Origin of the sequence: Olivibacter sp. XZL3, assembly GCF_004368405.1 — a bacterium.
Taxonomy (GTDB): domain Bacteria; phylum Bacteroidota; class Bacteroidia; order Sphingobacteriales; family Sphingobacteriaceae; genus Olivibacter.
Map to the genome: position 1 here is coordinate 1 of NZ_SBJH01000046.1, position 17,819 is coordinate 17,819.

Below are 17,819 nucleotides of genomic sequence, written 5' to 3' on the forward strand. Positions count from 1 at the left end.
AACGGTCATTCTCTGTAATTTCGCCATCATGCTTGTCAGTTTGTAAATAATAAACTGTCAACCTATATCAGGACAAGACATACCCTCCCTATACCTTCAACCTTACGCCTTACCTCTACAGCTTTAAGCTTAAAAAAAACTATAGTTTGCTACCTTTGCTGCATGTTATTTGCACAAGAAATTGTTCAGTGGTACCATAAACACAAACGCGACTTGCCCTGGCGTAGTACTACAGATCCCTATATTATTTGGCTTTCGGAGATCATTCTTCAACAAACGCGGGTAGAACAAGGCCTGCCCTATTTCCATCGCTTCGTTGCGACTTACCCTACGGTTCAGGATTTCGCAAACGCCGAGGAGGACGAGATCTTGAGACTATGGCAAGGTTTGGGCTATTATTCGAGAGCGAGGAACATGCACAAAGCTGCCAAAACAGTCATTAGAGAACACAATGGTACCTTTCCAAAGGATTATAACAGCTTACTCAAACTTCCGGGTGTTGGAGAATATACCGCCGCTGCCATCGCCTCTTTTTCTGCTAATGAGCCGCAAGCCGTTTTAGACGGGAATGTCTTTCGTGTACTGGCAAGGTATTTCGGCATCGATGAGCCTATCAACACCAATAAAGGAAAAAAAATATTCAGTGGTGTCGCAACTGATATGCTCGACGAGAAAAATGCTTCCATTTATAATCAAGCTGTTATGGAATTTGGGGCACTGCAGTGCAAACCGCAATCGCCTAATTGTGACATTTGCCCTTTAAATACGAGTTGTTATGCACGCCTTGAAAACAAAGTAAATTTCTTACCTGTTAAAATAAAAGGAAAAGCATCAAAAGACAGGCATTTCTACTATTTTATATTAAAGGACAAAGACAGGATTGCGATGCAAAGAAGAGGGCCGAAAGACATCTGGGAAAACATGTACGAATTTCCGTTAATAGAGTATCCGGAAGCCTTGGATTTGAGCCAACTGAAGGAAACCTCCGTTTTTCAGCAGTTCTTTCCCGTCGACTCCGAATTGGAAATAATAAGCAGACCGAAGAAACACGTGCTCAGTCACCAAAATATTTATGCCACCTTCATAGCAGTTAAGAATTTCATTCAGTCAGGGGAGAAAAAAAGAGACTGGAATTATGTTTTTATAAAAGATTTAGATACATTAGCTAAACCTAAATTAATTTTCACATTTTTAAGAGACCATAATATTTGCAACAACTAACACTTATAAGCTATGTCAGGAATTAACAAAGTTATTCTGGTTGGACACTTAGGCAAGGATCCCGAGGTTCGCCATTTAGAAGGCAATGTATCGGTTGCGAGTTTCCCTTTGGCGACATCGGAAACTTTCAATAAAGACGGAAGGAAGGTAGAACAAACCGAATGGCATAACATTGTAATGTGGAGAGGCCTGGCAGACGTAGCTGCAAAATATCTGCAAAAGGGAAAACTTGTCTATATAGAAGGAAAGTTACGAACCCGCTCATACGAAGATAGAGAAGGGGTGAAACGCTACACCACCGAGATTGTTGCCGAAAACTTCACCATGCTGGGCAGGAAAAGCGATTTCGAGTCGCCCGGTAATGGAGAAAAACACAACAGCGGCCCCGGTCATAGCAACGATCCGGCGTCGACGCCCGTTGATTTCAACGAAAACAAAAGCGATGATCTGCCCTTTTAAGGTTTAAGGTATAAGGTTACAGACCTAAAAGACCTATACCTTATACCGTACCCCTATCTGATGCTTATCTTCAATTCATCCAATTGTTCCTGTGAAATCGGGCTCGGTGAATCGATCATCACATCTCTTCCGGCGTTATTCTTAGGAAAAGCAATAACATCCCTTATTGAGTCCAGTCCAGCAAAAATGGACGCTAAACGATCAAATCCAAACGCGATTCCTCCATGCGGAGGTGCGCCGTATGTAAAAGCATCCATTAAGAAGCCAAATTGCGCTTGTGCCTCTTCCTCACTGAAACCGAGATGACGGAACATCAGCTGCTGTAAATCCTTTTGAAAAATACGGATTGACCCTCCGCCCACTTCAGTCCCGTTAATCACCATATCATAAGCGTTCGCTCTCACCTCGCCTGGAGCAGTATCCAGCAGAGCGACATCCTCCATCTTAGGAGAAGTAAAAGGATGGTGCATTGCGTGATACCGGCCGCTCTCTTCATCCCATTCCAAAAGCGGAAAATCGATTACCCAAAGTGCAGAGAACTTATTTTTGTCACGTAAACCTAGTTGACTACCCATTTCGAGGCGCAGTTCATTCAGCTGTTTTCTTGTTTTATCGGCATCCCCCGCCATAACCAAGATTAAATCGCCCGATTTTGCATCAAATGCTTCTGCCCATGCTGCCAATTGCGCTTCATTATAAAATTTATCGACTGAAGACTTCAATGTACCGTCCTCGTTGACGCGCAGATAAACCAATCCGGTTGCGCCGATCTGAGGCCGCTTCACAAAATCCGTCAACGCATCAAGCTGTTTTCGCGTATAGGAGGCGCAACCTTCGGCTTTAATACCAACAACTAATTCGGCATTATCAAAAACAGGAAAACCCGCTCCCTTTAGCACACTGTTCAATTCAACGAAATGCATTCCGAAGCGCGTATCCGGCTTATCGGAACCATATAAGCGCATTGCATCTGCATAGGTCATCCGTGGCAGTTGGCCAATCTCTATATCTTTAACTGTTTTAAACAAATAGCGAATCAGCCCTTCGAATAAATTCAGGATATCCTCCTGTTCAACGAAAGCCATCTCACAATCAATCTGTGTAAATTCAGGCTGCCTATCTGCCCTCAAATCCTCATCGCGAAAGCATTTTACAATTTGGAAATATCGATCGAAACCGGACACCATCAGCAGCTGTTTAAATGTCTGCGGCGATTGAGGTAGTGCATAAAACTGCCCTTCGTTCATTCTGCTTGGCACCACAAAGTCCCTAGCTCCTTCTGGGGTCGACTTAATAAGCACAGGCGTTTCAACTTCCAAAAACCCTTGGCCATCCAAATAGGAACGAACAGCTTGCGCCATCCGGTGACGAAGCATTAAGTTATTCCGCAGCGGGTTACGTCGTAAATCCAGGTAACGATACTTCATTCGGAGGTCATCTCCTCCATCGGTTTCATCTTCAATCAGAAAGGGCGGCAGCTTTGCAGCATTCAGTACCAGAAGGTCAGCCACCCTGATCTCGATTTCTCCGGTAGGTATTTTTAAATTTTTGCTAGAGCGCTCAATTACTGTTCCTTTAACCTGTATTACATACTCTCGGCCGAGTTCTCGAGCCCTTGCCCGTAACATCTCATCGTCATCGGCGTTAAAGGCCAATTGAGTAACGCCATACCGATCTCGCATATCAATAAAAGTCATCCCGCCTAAATCTCTTGACTTTTGGACCCATCCGCACAGCGTAATATCTTTCCCTAAATCTGCTAATGTTAACTCTCCACAAGTATGTGTTCTATACATATATATTCTTATTGTTCGTTGTTCGTTGTTCGTTGTTCCTTAGCCCTCTTGAACGGACAGGCAAGTATATTCAACGCCCAACTAACAATCGTTATGTCTTCTGTTTTATTTTTTATTTATTCAAACTGCTTCTTGACTATTGTCTATACAAGTAAGCGGCATAATCAAGTTGCCTCTCTCCTATCCGGCCATCGTTTTTGTCTTCCGGCCTTCTGTTAGCTGCCTTACGGTAGAAATAATATGTTCCGCATCGTAACCGCACTCGGCCCACAACTGGTTTTGTTCCCCATGTTCGATAAACTGGTCTGGAATGCCCAAACGAACCACCTTCGCCTGATAGTTGTGGTCGGCCATAAATTCGAGCAACGCACTTCCCATTCCTCCTTGCAGACAGCCATCTTCCACCGTCACAATCTTGTCGAATTTCCGAAACACTTCATGTAGAAGTTCTTCATCTAAAGGCTTTACGAACCTCAAATCGTAGTGGCCTGGATAAACTCCGTCAGAATTAAGGGCAACAGTCGCTTTCACCACTTCATTTCCAATATGTCCGATGCTCAGTATAGCCAAATCCTCTCCATCGCAAATTTTCCGTCCTTTTCCGATCGGTATCTCTTTGAAAGGCCTCCTCCAGTCCGGCATTACACCCTGTCCACGCGGATATCGAATAACAAAGGGCCCCATATTTTCCGTTTGCGCCGTATACATAAGGTTGCGCAGTTCCTCCTCATTCATGGGCGCGGCCACCTTCATATTGGGGATGCAACGCATATACGCCAAATCGTAAGCCCCATGATGGGTCGGCCCGTCAGCGCCCGCGATACCGGCGCGGTCCAGGCAAAACACTACATTTAAATTCTGCAAAGCCACGTCATGAATCACCTGATCATAGGCTCGCTGCATAAAGGTCGAATAAATATTACAGAAAGGCACCATTCCTTGGGTGGCTAAGCCTGCAGAAAAGGTCACAGCATGTTGTTCAGCAATGCCTACATCAAAAGCCCTGTTAGGCATCGCTTTCATCATGATGTTCATCGAAGAACCGGATGGCATGGCCGGTGTAACACCCATGATTTTATCGTTTTTCCCGGCTAGCTCTACCAAGGTATGGCCAAAAACGTCTTGGTATTTAGGTGCTACCGGCTTATTACTAATGGTTTTTTTGATTTCACCGGTTATTTTGTCAAATAAACCGGGCGCGTGCCATTTCGTCTGATCTTTTTCAGCAAGCGCAAAGCCCTTTCCTTTTACCGTAATGCAATGTAACAGTTTAGGACCTGGTATATCCCTTAGTTCGTCAATAATCTTAACCAATCGTTTAACATCGTGACCGTCCACCGGACCAAAGTACCTAAATTTCAATGATTCAAAAAGGTTACTGTTTTTCAATAGCGTCCCCTTTATACTCTTTTCGATCTTTTTAGCCAGACCCAAGGCATCCGGCCCAATTTGCGAAATTTTGCTAAGTACAGCTGCGATATCGTCTCGAAAACGATTGTAAGGCTTAGAAACTGTAATACCGGTAAGGTATTCCTTTAAAGCGCCCACATTTGGATCAATCGCCATACAGTTGTCGTTCAGTACGACTAAAAGGTTTGATTTCTCTATACCAGCATGATTCAACGCTTCAAAGGCCATACCGGCCGTCATAGACCCATCGCCTATTACAGCCACGTGCTGTCGGTCGCTTTCTCCTTTATAATGTGAAGCGACCGCCATACCTAAGGCGGCCGATATAGAAGTTGAAGAATGCCCTACACCAAAAGTATCGTATTCGCTCTCACTCCGTTTAGGGAAGCCGCTAATACCATTATACACCCTGTTCGTATGAAACACGTCCCGTCTACCTGTAAGGATCTTGTGTCCATAGGCTTGGTGGCCGACATCCCATACCAATTGGTCATAAGGTGTATTGAGCACGTAATGTAAGGCTACGGTCAGCTCAACCACACCCAGGCTCGCCGCAAAATGGCCTCCGTAAACTGAAACCACATCAATAATATACTGACGTAGCTCTTTACATAACTCTTCTAAATCCGACTCCTGGAGCTTTTTTAAATCGGCGGGGTTGTTTATTCGTTTTAACAACGTTCCTGGTTCAAAATCCATATTCAATAGGTTCTGAAAGAATTTGTCCTGCAATCAGTCCTCATTCTCTTCCTGTAAGTACAAAATTACGGTAATAACAAAACGTTTACAAAGTAAAGGATAAATATTCAATTTAGCGATGTACTGCTATATTTGTTCCATATCTGTATCGAGACGAGCGCCGTCTAAAGCCTACGGTGCTTTCCAACAACAAGTTATTTACACCCTTTGTTTTAGCTGTTGGTACTTCGAAATGGTATTATATTTTTCAAAAAAGTGTACCTTTGAGTCCATGCAAACAGAAGGTTTTGAGATAAAGCTCCCGCAGTTTGAAGGTCCCTTTGATCTGCTATTATTCTTTATCGAGCGGGACGAGCTCAATATACATGAAATTTCCATCGCGCGGATTACCGACGACTTCTTGGGCTATCTACATCACATGAATGCCCTGAATATGGAGCTTGCCAGCGAATTCATCTTTGTCGCTGCCACGCTGATGCGTATTAAGGCGAAGATGCTATTGCCGCGTCCGGAAATTGATGAGGAAGGAAATGAAATTGACCTCAAAAAGGACCTTGTTCAAAAATTGATTGAGTACAAAAAATTCAAAACTGTTTGCGAAGAGCTTAAAATACTGGAAGACAATCGCTTTATGATCGAGAAGCGAGGCAATATCGCCTCCAACTGTAAAATTGCAGCAAACGATGCGAACCCAAGTGAGGAATTAAGCTCTTTCGATCTATATAAACTCATGAAGGTTTATGATAGATTAATGAAAAACTATTTGAACAAGTCTAGTGAGGTAAAACATACAGTGGTACAATACCCCTATACAATCGAACAGCAAAAAAAAGCGATTGCTTCGTTACTGACAATCAATCAAAAGCTAGACTTTAGGGCTATTCAGCAGCATTCGGAAAATAAGGTGCATTTTGTTTATAATTTCTTGGCCATCTTAGAGATGCTACAGCAACAAATGCTGGAACTACAACTTGGATTAGGTTATAATAATTTCTGGGTAAAAGAAAAGGCACAGGCCGTTTAGGTGATAAAGCTCCGGTCCCCACATGCATCAAACAGGGCCGATAACTAATAAATAAAGTAAAGCTATTATCAATTATCCACATTTTCCCTATCTTTGCGCAACTGTCTAAAACTGATACTTATATCAATATTTAATGGAAAGAGATAACATCATATTTGAGCTGATTAACGAAGAGTTACAACGCCAGGAGGAAGGCATTGAATTGATTGCTTCGGAAAATTTCGTAAGCAAACAGGTTATGGAAGCGGCCGGCTCTGTATTAACGAATAAATACGCAGAAGGCTTACCCGGCAAACGCTACTATGGCGGCTGCGAAGTGGTAGACGAAATAGAGCAAATTGCTATAGACCGCGCAAAGCAGCTTTTCAATGCCGCATGGGTAAACGTACAACCTCACTCGGGAGCACAAGCTAATGCGGCAGTGTTTTTGGCAATCCTAAAGCCCGGCGACAAGATTTTAGGTTTCGACCTTTCTCACGGCGGCCACCTTACACATGGTTCTCCTGTAAACTTTTCCGGCAAATTATATGAAGCTCATTTTTATGGTGTAGACAAAGAGACCGGCTTAATCGATTACAAAGCCTTAGAAGAAACTGCGCTCAAAGAGCGGCCAAAAGCAATCATTGTTGGTGCTTCGGCCTATTCACGCGATTGGGATTATGCTTTCATCCGTCAGGTGGCGGATAAAATCGGCGCCCTGGTTGTAGCCGACATATCGCATCCGGCTGGCTTAATTGCTCGCGGACTGCTCACAGATCCGCTTCCTCATTGTCATATAGTAACCACCACCACCCACAAAACCCTCAGAGGTCCCCGTGGCGGTATGATTATGATGGGTAAAGATTTTGAAAACCCATGGGGCTTAAAAACCCCAAAAGGAGAAATCAGGATGATGTCTTCTCTATTGGATATGGCCGTTTTTCCAGGCACACAAGGGGGGCCCTTAGAACATATCATTGCAGCCAAGGCTGTTGCCTTTGGAGAGGCATTAAGCGACAGTTATATGGATTATATCCTACAGGTGAAGAAAAACGCTTCGGCAATGGCCGATGCCTTCGTTAGTAAAGGTTACAAAATTATCTCTGGCGGCACGGATAATCATTCCATGCTAATCGATTTAAGAAACAAGGGAATTAGTGGTAAAGCTGCAGAAGCTGCGTTAGGCGAAGCGGGCATTACAACCAACAAAAACATGGTTCCATTTGATGACAAATCACCCTTTGTTACCTCCGGTATCCGTATGGGGACAGCTGCTGTAACGACAAGAGGTTTGCGGGAAGCTGAAATGGTGACAATCGTCGAATTGATCGACCGTGTCCTTAATGCACCGGAAGATGAAGAAGTTTTGGATGCCGTTCACGATGAAGTTCTTCAACTCATGGCAAAATTCCCATTATATAAGTAATACCCCATCTTGCATAGATACGAAAACCGGGCACCATAAATGTCCGGTTTTTTTTATCCGTTCGGAACTCTCTTGACATCAGAGAAGGCGGATTTAAGCATCATTTGGTATAAGCGAGCGTTAAGACACTTACCGTAACGCCGGGTATTTGCAAAAGTTTGTTTGCACATGCTTCGATCGTTGCTCCGGTGGTTAGCACATCGTCTACTAATATCAGGTGCTTAAAGGCGAAGGCGCTCGGCTCCACCACCTCGAAAATATCTTTCATATTTTCGTATCGCTCGTATCGACGCTTGGTTGTCTGTGATTCCGTACGCGTGTGCCGAATTACATTTCCCGATTCAACCGGAAGCTTGAAATGTTTGCTAAGCCCTTTTGCAAAGAACTCGCTTTGGTTATATCCCCTCTTTTTCAGTTTTTTGGGGTGCAGGGGCACAGGAACAATGAGGTCGGCATCCTTAAACGGAGACGCCGCGAGCACTGCACCATAACGTTCGCCCAATATATTTGCAATTTCGGGTTTGTTGAAATATTTTAATTGGTGAAAGATGTTTTGTACCGTAGTTCCCTTCACGTAGTAAAGATAGGAGGCGACGGCTGTCAACTGAACACGTCCCCATAGCTGTTTACCGGCAGCGTTCTTGGGGTCGAGGTGAAAGTTTGTCACCGGCAAATGGTATAAGCAATGCGTACAGATCAGCTCCTCATGCTCATAAAGAGACCGCATACAGCCGGCACATAAATCAGGATATAACAACGAAACAAAAGCGTTCAGATAGCGGGTTATCATATATCATATACTTTTCTGAATTTGCAAAAGCCGGATTTGCCCGTTAACGAAACTACTAGCACACGAAGACCTAGATTTTCCTAGGAGAGCCTCAGGCCTTACACCAACTGGCCCTGCTTTTCTTTTCCCGCCAGCTGCCCACAGGCTGCGTCAATATCCTTGCCCCGACTTCGCCTAACATTTGTGATGATCCCTTTCTTCCGGAGGAAAGCCGCAAAACGATCTATCTTGTCGCCCTCTGCGTTTTCAAAATCTGCAAAAGAAATCGGATTGTATTCTATAATATTGACCTTACAGGGCAGATGTTTGCAAAATGCAGCCAATTCAGCGGCATCCGCTAAGCTATCATTGAAATTGTTGAAAACGATGTACTCGTACGTTACTGGATTTTTCGTTTTTGCAAAGTAATACTTCAACGCTTCAGCTAAAGCCTTCAGCGAGTTCTGCTCATTGATCGGCATAATTTCGTTTCTCTTTTCATCATTGGCAGCATGAAGCGAAAGAGCAAGGTTAAACTTAACCTGATCGTCACCAAGCTTTTTTATCATCTTGGCTATCCCAGCTGTCGAGACGGTAATGCGTTTCGCGGCCATATTCAACCCATCGGGAGCAGTGATTCGCTCAATCGATTTCAAAACATTGGCGTAGTTGAGTAGCGGCTCTCCCATTCCCATGTACACAATGTTACTGAGCGCCGCCTTATAATTTTCTTCCGCCTGTTTATTGATCAATACCACCTGATCGTAAATCTCATCGGCATGCAGATTACGCTTTCTATCCATATAGCCCGTTGCGCAAAACTTGCAGGTTAGACTACATCCTACCTGCGAACTTACACAAGCCGTCATTCGATCAGGCGTAGGAATTAATACGCCCTCAATAATATTTCCATCAAACAGCTTAAAGGTACTCTTGATGGTTTTGTCCGCACTGTACTGTGACCTATCGACAGCGACGGCATTAACAACAAAGTTCTCTTTCAACAAATCGCGAAGGGATTTACTAAGGTTCGTCATCGCGTCAAAATCAACACAGGATTTTTTCCACAACCATTCGTAAATTTGCTTTGCACGAAAGTTTTGCTCTCCTAGTTCTACTAAGCTTTCTTTCAACTGATCTAAGCTTAACGCCCTGATGTCTACTTTCTTTCCAACGTTTTTCACGTGGCAAATATACCGCTTTTTTAACACAAAAACATATAATCCTTTGTTATCCAAGTGTGTTAAACCGTGAAACAAATTTCTTTTGTTTCATATTTTTTACTAACATTGCCCATAATTATTAAAAAAGAGTAGACAAATTCTTCATATTTTTAGCGAACCTCAGATGTCATGGTAAATTATTACTCGGCAGACTATGTTCTTCCCGTTTCTACTGAGCCGATTCACAATGGTATTGTTGGAGTGGATGAAAGCGGTGAGATTATAGGCGTTTATCAACCTGGAACGAAAGAAATATCAGATAAAAATATTATCAAGCACCGGGGCATTATTGCTCCGGGATTTATCAACGCGCACTGTCATCTGGAACTTTCTCATCTAAAGGGCAAGTTTCCGAAAGGCACTGGATTAATTTCCTTTATAGAAGCAGTAATTTCACAAAGAAACACCGCCGAAGCCGAAATCATTGACGCAATGATGGCTGCCGACAAGGAAATGAAACAAAACGGTATTGTAGCGGTCGGTGATATCGCAAACAGATCGGTATCCAAAAGCGTTAAAGTGAAAAGCACTCTCTATTACCATACCTTTGTAGAAATTCTGTGCTTTGAGCCTGAAAAGGCGCAAGAAGTATTCAGAGATGGGCTCGCTTTATGCGAAGCCTTTGAAGGCCTAGCCTCCTCCATCACTCCTCATGCGCCGTATTCCGTTTGCAAGGAGATTTTCCGCTTCTTCAAACAGCTACATAAACCAGAAAACAATCTTCTAAGCATCCATAACCAAGAATCCGAGGAAGAAAACAAACTTTATCGCTACAAATCCGGCGGATTTATAGATTTCTATCAAAAGTTGAAAAGAGATATTAGCTTTTTCAAAGCGCAAGCAAGGGATTCCATCCAAACGATTGTCCCTTTACTGCCGAAACGGCAACCGGTGATGTTTGTGCACAACACATACACAAACATGAAAGATATCTTTTTTGTAGATCGCTTTGCAGGAAACGTAACCTGGTGTTTGTGTCCGAACGCCAATCTTTATATCGAAGGTAGACTCCCGAAGATTGATCTTTTCCTGAATCAGGACAGCCCTATAACGCTTGGCACCGATAGCTTGGCTTCGAACGATAAGTTATGTATTTTATCTGAACTCTTGACCTTACATGCTCATTTTCCGTATTTAGATTTAGCAGAGACGATGAAATGGGCCACAATTAACGGCGCAAAGTATTTGGGAATCGACCACAGATATGGAAGTATCGAGAAGGGGAAAAAACCTGGGCTCAATCTCATCAGCCATACCGACGGATTAAAACTTAGCCAAAATTCAACCGTCGTTCCTTTGCTCTGATAATCGTCTGATCCGGCATTTCTCGAACGAAGCGTTATCCCTAGCTTAATTTACAAAAAAATCGCACTTTTGTCTGCACGAAGTTTTTTATGTAGCTTCAAATAAACAGACAATATTGGATGAAGCATTTAAATATCACCGTTTCGGGAAAAGTACAAGGGGTGTTTTTCAGGGCCACAACCAAAGCTGTCGCCGACCAGTTGAAGATACGCGGCTTTGTTAAGAATCGAGCGGACGGAACGGTCTACATAGAGGCAGAGGGAGCACCCTTCGAACTTGAGACCTTCGTAGAATGGTGTCATGAGGGGCCCGAACGTGCGGTCGTTGAAAAAGTCGAGATTAAGCCCGGCGAATTAAAAAGCTATCGTAACTTTGAAATCGTTAAGCACTAACCCTTTAACGCTGTAAAACTTGTCGACATTACGGAAATTCGCAGGACAAACGATGATTTATGGTTTAAGCACAATCATAGCGCGCTTAGTCAACTTTGTCCTTACCCCCCTTTTCGCTAGAAAACTACCTACTGCTGTTTTCGGCATCTTCACAACCATGTACAGTTACGCGTCGTTATTGAATGCGTTGTTAGCCTTTGGGATGGAAACCACCTTTTTTCGATATATCCAAAAAAGAGAAGATGATAAACAAGCGGTCTATAGCAACACCTTTCTGATTGTCCTTTTCATCAGCGCAAGCTTCCTCCTTATCGTTTCGCTGCTACGAAAGGAAATCGCAGCCGTTATAAATATATCGGATCCCGATTTACCCAAGTACATCACTTACTTCTCGCTCATTTTAGTACTAGACGCTATTGCGATTATTCCTTTCGCCAAAATCAGAGCCGATGGACGCCCTTTGAGATATGGAACGATCAAGCTGCTTAATATTTCCATATTCGTGTCTTCTAACCTGTTTTTTATTGTTTTTGTCCCTTGGGCACTTAAAAACAATATTCCTATTGCCAAGTCTTTTTCTTCTTGGTACCAACAGCAATGGGTAGGCTATGTGTTTTTGTCGAACTTATTCGCAAGCGCCATCACGCTAGTGCTGATGATTCCGGAAATGTTGAAATTGAGGTTGCGATTTGACAGTCAATTAGCACGCGAAATGCTTTCCTATAGCTTTCCTATTTTGATTGCCAATTTCTCATTTATCATTAACGAAAATCTTGATAAAGTCTTTTTAGGCCAACTGTTGCCGGATCAGATTGCAGAGACCCAAGTAGGTATTTATGGGCTGTCGACGAAGCTCGCCATATTTTTAAGTATTTTTATACAGGCATTCCGTTTAGGCGCTGAACCATTTTTCTTCAGCCAGGCAAAAACGGAGAATTCAGGACAAACTTACGCCATCATCATGGATTACTTCGTAATTGCCATGGCCATCGGTATGATCGGTTTAGTGGCCAACATAGAACTCCTTAAATACTTTATAGCCGGGGCCTCTCCTGCCGCAAGCGCAGAAAACTGGAAAGGCCTGTCCGTCGTTCCAATCCTTTTATTGGGCTACGTTTTTCTAGGCGTATATATGAGTTTATCCATTTGGTATAAGCTTTCTGACCAGACAAAATACGGTCTTTATATCTCCGGAGCGGGTGCAACTATTACCATTGTATTGAATTTGCTCTTTATACCGTCTTATGGATTTATCGCCTCTGCCTGGATTACGATGATTACCTACGCCAGTATGATGGCTCTTTCCTATGTTTTGGGACAAAAAAAATACCCTATTCCTTATCATACATTAAAAAATTTGACGTATATTGTATCTGCAATAATTTTAAGTTGGCTGTCCTTTAGCGTATTTAAAAGGAACCTTCTTATCGGCAACGCATTGCTTCTGCTATTTTTAATCGGTACGTTCCTGAGAGAAAGACAACCGCTTAAACAGCTTTTAGGTTTTAAAAAATAATGGCCTAACCTTTGTAGCAGAAAGAATAGTTAAAGATGAAAGCCTTTAGCCGACGTTTACCATTGCACAATGGATAGATTTTAAACAAAAATGTAAAATGAGTTGGAAGAATAGAATATGCGCGTGTTTATTCGTTTTATTAATAACCGGCGAGTACGTACTCGCGCAAGCGCAGGTTGATAGTAGTGAAGTAAAGAATTTATATTACCAAGCGCTAAACGAAAAGGCGCGGGGCGATCTTGATCTGGCCAAGACAACGTTCCATAAGCTGTTAAAGCTTGATGAAAGCAATGATGCGGCTTATTTTGAACTGGCCCGCTTAGAACTCGAAGACAAAAACCTGGGCGACGCGGCTATTCATGCAAAAAAAGCAACGGCTTTAAAACCCGACAATGAGTGGTATTGGGTTTTGTTAGCGGACGTGTATAAACAAATGGAAGACTTTAAATCTCTTCCGCCGATTTTTGACCACTTAGTCCGCATTAAACCAGAGAAGAAAGAATATTTTTACGATCGGGCGTATGCGCTTTTTCTGAATAACGAGCTTCTTAAGTCATTAGACGCCTACAACGAGATCGAACAGAAATTTGGAAAAGACGACAATATTATCATAGCGCGTCAAGAGATATACCTGAAACAAAAACAACCTAAGAAGGCAGTTGCAGAAGTCACTTCCATTATTGAAGATGAACCGGATAGCACCAAAGGGTATTTGTTGCTGGCCAACTTATACCTTAAGCTCAATAAACCAAAAGAAGCACTTAAAGTCTTAGATGAGGGACATGCTCGTATCCCCGGAGACCCTTACATTTCGTTAAGTAAGGCCGATGCCTATCATAATCTAAAAGATGAGGAAAAATCAACAAGGGAACTGAAAATGGCTTTCGCCAGCGAGCGGATGGATTTTGAAGGGAAGATGCGCTTACTAATAAGCCTTATGTCTGATCCCAAAAACACAGAAATGGCGCCCATTATACGTGAATTAGCTAACACGTTAACGGTGAGCTATCCAACAGATGCCCGCGCGTTTGCACTATACGGAGATATTCTGGCCCAACAAAAGCAGCTTCGAGAAGCACGGGAACAATACCTTAAAGCCATTGATATTAACAGTCGGGTTAACACCATCTGGGAACAGCTATTGCAAATTGAACTCAGCTTAGGCATGCAAAAAGAAGCATTGGCACATGCTTACAAAGCCTCTGCTTTATTTCCGCAACAACCACTAACACAGTTCTTTTCGGGCCATGCCTTTTTTATGGAAAAAAAGTACACAGATGCCCGGAATTGTTTTGAAGCAGCGCTGAACTATACAGAGGAAAACAACACCATGCTACTTACACAAGTATATAGTAGCTTAGGCGATACCTACCACGCGCTGGATCTCTCAGCCGAATCAGACCAAGCATACGAAGAAGCTCTGGCCTTGGACAGTAACAATGTAGGAACCCTCAATAACTACGCGTATTACTTATCGCTTAGGAAGAGCAAATTAGAAGAGGCTGCCAAAATGTCGAAAAAGTCGAACGAGCTCGAGCCCAATAATCCAACATTCCAAGACACCTATGCCTGGGTCTTATTCCAACAAGGCAATTATGAGGAGGCTAAAAAATGGATCGAAAAAGCAATTGCAAATTCCGGCGAAACCTCTTTTGCTCTTTTAGAACATTATGGTGATATCCTTTTCAAATTAGGTGATATAGAAAATGCGGTAGCAAAGTGGAAACAAGCGAAACAAACCGGCGAAACCACGGGTGAAAATGTGGAGCTGTTGTCCAAAAAAATCGATGCCAAAAAGTATATTGAGTGATGCCCTTTAAGATTTCAACTTTACGAAGTCCATTTATTATAATAGTTTTTGTAATCTGCTCAGCAATTTCGGCTTGTAAAAGCAAAAAGGCGATAGTGGAGGCGACTAAAGACGAGGAGAAGCGGTTGCCAATAAGCGACCATGCCTTACTAAATGGCATTCTTACCAACCAGTTAAGCTTTAACACGTTCAGTGCAAAAGCGAAGTCTGCCGTCGCCATTAACAAAGACAGCTACGACGCCACCTTAAATATCAAGATAAAAAATAAAGAGGCCATTTGGATTTCCATTACTACCTTATTCGGTATTGAAGCTGCGCGCGTGCTAATTACCCCAAGCCGTTTTAAGATGATGAACCGCATTAATGGAACCTACATCGATGAGCCCTTTGCCTTTTTACACCAATTTGCATCTGAAGGAATCACCTATGACAATCTGCAATCGATAATGTTGGGCAATATCATCGAACAGGCACTAACGCATACCGATGAAACCCAAACGAGCGGATTAGGATATTCTTTAAGGGGCTCTAAGAATGACTTAAACTTTTTGGTGGAGGTGGACGAGGCCTACCGAATTGCCCGTTGTCGTTTGAGCACTTTTAACGGAGCACAGCAGGTTAATACCAGTTATTCCGATTTCGCTACCATAAAAGAGCACCCCATTCCGAAAGACATCCGCTTGGCAGCTAATTCCGCCGCCGTCAACGTCCAATTACAGCTCAAATATAACCGGATGGCACTCAATGAACCCTTGGAAATGCCTTTTACCATCCCGTCAAAATATAAACCCTTAAGGGTGATGCGCTGATCAAAAACTTGTTTTAGTGAGTTAAATAATATTTTAGTACTTTCGTTGGCAATAAATTGGTTAAAATAACGATGTATTAAATACATCGATTTATGATTTGGAGAAGAGAATGATTCGGATAAAGTCAATATGCTGTCTGCTATTTTTTCTGGTAATAGGCTTTTCTAGTTGGGCACAGTCTAGCGCACAATTAAAAAAACAACGGGAGGCGCTTACCCGTGAAATCGAATTATTAAACCAGACCTTACGTTCTACCTCTAAAGACAAATCCTTATCGCTCAAACAAGTAAATGCGCTCAATGCACAGATCAATTTGAGGGTAAAGAAGATCAACACAATCAATAGCGAAGTTAATCTCATAGAAAGTCAGATAAATAAAAACACCCAGACCATCCGTTCGCTGCAGAGCGAATTGGCCAAACTGAAAAAGGGTTATGCCTCTATGGTACAGTTCGCGTTCCGGAATTCGAATGCCTATAATAAATTGATGTTCATTTTTGCCTCTAATGATTTCAATCAGGCCTATAAGCGCCTTAAATATCTGCAACAATTTAGCGAATCGCGGAAAAAACAAGCTACAGAAATAGAAGAGACACAAAAAAGCATTGAACAAAAAATCGCCGAACTGGCCAACAACAAAAAAGAAAAAGTGGTGCTCCTGAGCGATCAGGAAAAAGAGAAGCAGGCGCTTGACGGTCAAAAAACGGTTAAATCAAAAGCACTTAACGACTTAACAAAGAAGGAAAAAGAGTACAAGCAAGAGCTGACGAAGAAACAGCAAGAAGACGCTCGTTTAGCACGTGCCATACAAACTGCCATTCGAAGAGAAATTGAAGAAGCACGCAAAAAAGCGGAAGAAGAAGAGCGAAGGCGCGCTGCGGAGTTAGCCAAGAAAAATCCAAATGCAAAAGCTCCAGAACCAACTGCCAGAAAAACAGACAAAGAAGCACTTTTATCGACGCCTGAAGCGGCTAAACTAGCGGCCGACTTCACGGGCAACCGCGGGCGACTTCCATGGCCTGTTGCCTCTGGCTCTGTTACGCAGGGCTACGGACAATACACCTATGGAAAAGGTGTTAAAGTTAATAGTAACGGGTTAACCATTCGTACAACAGCCGGAGCTGCCGTACGCGCCGTATTCGATGGGGTTGTATCATCTGTAGTACAAATGCAAAACCAATATACAGTGCTCATACGCCATGGTAATTACTTTACGGTTTATCAAAACCTGAAAAGTGTAAGTGTTGCCCGAAACCAGAAGGTAAGTGTCAAACAAACGATCGGTACCGTAGCCGTAGACGCAACAGAAGGAACTTCCGATCTACACTTTGAACTTTGGCAAGGAACTTCACCTATCAATCCAAGCAGTTGGTTAGCGGGAAATTAGAAAAAATGGACGCGATATGATAAACGATAAAAATTGTTTATTTAAGCATTTTTGCATAAGTTTGTAAACTGGACGTAAGCAGATTACGTATTTTATAAGGAAACAAAAACTACATAGGTAGTATTAGATAAAGATTTTAAATATTGAGTTATGTTAAACACAATTTTGTTACTGGGTATCGGTGGGCCTGAAATAGCAATTATCGTTCTTGCTTTATTATTATTGTTCGGTGGAAAAAAAATTCCTGAATTGATGCGTGGATTAGGCCGCGGCGTCAGAGAGTTTAAAGAAGGCCAAGCTGGAACCATTAAGGACGATGTTAAAGAGGAAAAGCAATAAACGCCTCGCACTCATAAAAAGAAAAAGCTGCTGTAACTTTTCATAGCTGTTACAGTAGCTTTTTTTTTCAAAGGTCTTTTGCTCATCAACGCCTCATTCTTTGCTGAACGGATATGCGCATTGCATTCAGTTAAAGGCCGGACCAATTTTCGTGACACTTCCATCCCAGTTGGAACTGGTGTATGCGATCAACCATGAAAGTTTTATTAATATTATTTTAAAAAAAAAGCGTTCGCTATACTAAGCGCGTTAATA

The 17,819-nt window shown here is 42.6% G+C and carries 15 protein-coding genes; 11 read left to right on the forward strand and 4 right to left on the reverse strand.

Translation table 11 applies throughout. The features are described 5' to 3' along the window. Positions 1-162: 162 nt before the first annotated feature. Positions 163-1,221, forward strand: a complete 1,059-nt coding sequence (gene mutY, locus EPX21_RS10610; protein WP_134089671.1) for an A/G-specific adenine glycosylase — start codon at positions 163-165, stop codon at positions 1,219-1,221. A 12-nt stretch (positions 1,222-1,233) separates the two neighbouring features. Further along, entirely contained in the window at positions 1,234-1,680 is a 447-nt protein-coding gene (locus EPX21_RS10615; protein WP_134089672.1) for a single-stranded DNA-binding protein, read from the forward strand. Positions 1,681-1,733: 53 nt separating this feature from the next. On the opposite strand, the gene aspS is transcribed toward EPX21_RS10615, so the two are convergent. Both aspS and dxs read right to left on the reverse strand, forming a co-directional pair. Continuing rightward, the gene (gene aspS / locus EPX21_RS10620; protein WP_134089673.1) at positions 1,734-3,476 is read right to left on the reverse strand and encodes an aspartate--tRNA ligase; all 1,743 of its coding nucleotides are present in this window, start codon (positions 3,474-3,476) and stop codon (positions 1,734-1,736) included. 180 nt (positions 3,477-3,656) lie between these two features. Then, a complete protein-coding gene (gene dxs, locus EPX21_RS10625) occupies positions 3,657-5,585 on the reverse strand; it encodes a 1-deoxy-D-xylulose-5-phosphate synthase (RefSeq protein WP_134089674.1) in 1,929 nt (642 codons plus the stop codon). A gap of 271 nt (positions 5,586-5,856) precedes the next feature. On the opposite strand from dxs, the gene EPX21_RS10630 reads away from it, so the two are divergent. Continuing rightward, on the forward strand, positions 5,857-6,609 hold the full coding sequence (locus tag EPX21_RS10630; RefSeq protein WP_134089675.1) for a ScpA family protein: 753 nt from the start codon (positions 5,857-5,859) through the stop codon (positions 6,607-6,609). A gap of 133 nt (positions 6,610-6,742) precedes the next feature. Continuing rightward, positions 6,743-8,014, forward strand: coding sequence for a serine hydroxymethyltransferase (glyA, locus tag EPX21_RS10635; protein ID WP_134089676.1), 1,272 nt, complete (start codon positions 6,743-6,745; stop codon positions 8,012-8,014). 100 nt (positions 8,015-8,114) lie between these two features. Here glyA and EPX21_RS10640 read toward each other — a convergent pair whose 3' ends face one another. Both EPX21_RS10640 and rlmN read right to left on the reverse strand, forming a co-directional pair. Continuing rightward, the gene (locus tag EPX21_RS10640; RefSeq protein WP_240768657.1) at positions 8,115-8,804 is read right to left on the reverse strand and encodes a ComF family protein; all 690 of its coding nucleotides are present in this window, start codon (positions 8,802-8,804) and stop codon (positions 8,115-8,117) included. Positions 8,805-8,902: 98 nt separating this feature from the next. Further along, a complete protein-coding gene (gene rlmN / locus EPX21_RS10645; RefSeq protein ID WP_134089677.1) occupies positions 8,903-9,967 on the reverse strand; it encodes a 23S rRNA (adenine(2503)-C(2))-methyltransferase RlmN in 1,065 nt (354 codons plus the stop codon). Positions 9,968-10,135: 168 nt separating this feature from the next. Between rlmN and EPX21_RS10650 the strand changes: the two genes are divergently transcribed. The 7 genes from EPX21_RS10650 to EPX21_RS10680 all read left to right on the forward strand — a co-directional run bounded on the left by EPX21_RS10650 (position 10,136) and on the right by EPX21_RS10680 (position 17,564). Continuing rightward, positions 10,136-11,311: an amidohydrolase family protein gene (locus tag EPX21_RS10650; protein ID WP_134089678.1), complete on the forward strand. Its 1,176-nt coding sequence runs from the start codon at positions 10,136-10,138 to the stop codon at positions 11,309-11,311. Between the two features lie 119 nt (positions 11,312-11,430). After that, positions 11,431-11,703, forward strand: a complete 273-nt coding sequence (locus EPX21_RS10655) for an acylphosphatase (protein ID WP_134089679.1) — start codon at positions 11,431-11,433, stop codon at positions 11,701-11,703. A 19-nt stretch (positions 11,704-11,722) separates the two neighbouring features. Beyond that, entirely contained in the window at positions 11,723-13,219 is a 1,497-nt protein-coding gene (locus EPX21_RS10660; RefSeq protein WP_370450965.1) for a lipopolysaccharide biosynthesis protein, read from the forward strand. Positions 13,220-13,316: 97 nt separating this feature from the next. Continuing rightward, positions 13,317-15,029, forward strand: a complete 1,713-nt coding sequence (locus EPX21_RS10665; protein ID WP_134089680.1) for a tetratricopeptide repeat protein — start codon at positions 13,317-13,319, stop codon at positions 15,027-15,029. A 95-nt stretch (positions 15,030-15,124) separates the two neighbouring features. Further along, complete coding sequence (locus tag EPX21_RS10670) at positions 15,125-15,838, forward strand: DUF4292 domain-containing protein (RefSeq protein WP_166670730.1); 714 nt, start codon at positions 15,125-15,127, stop codon at positions 15,836-15,838. A gap of 109 nt (positions 15,839-15,947) precedes the next feature. Further along, on the forward strand, positions 15,948-17,225 hold the full coding sequence (locus EPX21_RS10675) for a murein hydrolase activator EnvC (protein ID WP_166670731.1): 1,278 nt from the start codon (positions 15,948-15,950) through the stop codon (positions 17,223-17,225). A 150-nt stretch (positions 17,226-17,375) separates the two neighbouring features. Continuing rightward, complete coding sequence (locus EPX21_RS10680) at positions 17,376-17,564, forward strand: twin-arginine translocase TatA/TatE family subunit (RefSeq protein ID WP_134089682.1); 189 nt, start codon at positions 17,376-17,378, stop codon at positions 17,562-17,564. Positions 17,565-17,819: the final 255 nt, after the last annotated feature.

What these genes read in the sequence shown, in the direction of transcription:
- mutY (WP_134089671.1), top strand. Translation starts at nt 163, where the DNA reads ATGTTATTTGCACAAGAAATTGTTCAGTGGTACCATAAACACAAACGC.
- EPX21_RS10615 (WP_134089672.1), top strand. Translation starts at nt 1,234, where the DNA reads ATGTCAGGAATTAACAAAGTTATTCTGGTTGGACACTTAGGCAAGGAT.
- aspS (WP_134089673.1), bottom strand. Translation starts at nt 3,476, where the DNA reads ATGTATAGAACACATACTTGTGGAGAGTTAACATTAGCAGATTTAGGG.
- dxs (WP_134089674.1), bottom strand. Translation starts at nt 5,585, where the DNA reads ATGGATTTTGAACCAGGAACGTTGTTAAAACGAATAAACAACCCCGCC.
- EPX21_RS10630 (WP_134089675.1), top strand. Translation starts at nt 5,857, where the DNA reads ATGCAAACAGAAGGTTTTGAGATAAAGCTCCCGCAGTTTGAAGGTCCC.
- glyA (WP_134089676.1), top strand. Translation starts at nt 6,743, where the DNA reads ATGGAAAGAGATAACATCATATTTGAGCTGATTAACGAAGAGTTACAA.
- EPX21_RS10640 (WP_240768657.1), bottom strand. Translation starts at nt 8,804, where the DNA reads ATGATAACCCGCTATCTGAACGCTTTTGTTTCGTTGTTATATCCTGAT.
- EPX21_RS10650 (WP_134089678.1), top strand. Translation starts at nt 10,136, where the DNA reads ATGGTAAATTATTACTCGGCAGACTATGTTCTTCCCGTTTCTACTGAG.
- EPX21_RS10655 (WP_134089679.1), top strand. Translation starts at nt 11,431, where the DNA reads ATGAAGCATTTAAATATCACCGTTTCGGGAAAAGTACAAGGGGTGTTT.
- EPX21_RS10665 (WP_134089680.1), top strand. Translation starts at nt 13,317, where the DNA reads ATGAGTTGGAAGAATAGAATATGCGCGTGTTTATTCGTTTTATTAATA.
- EPX21_RS10675 (WP_166670731.1), top strand. Translation starts at nt 15,948, where the DNA reads ATGATTCGGATAAAGTCAATATGCTGTCTGCTATTTTTTCTGGTAATA.
- EPX21_RS10680 (WP_134089682.1), top strand. Translation starts at nt 17,376, where the DNA reads ATGTTAAACACAATTTTGTTACTGGGTATCGGTGGGCCTGAAATAGCA.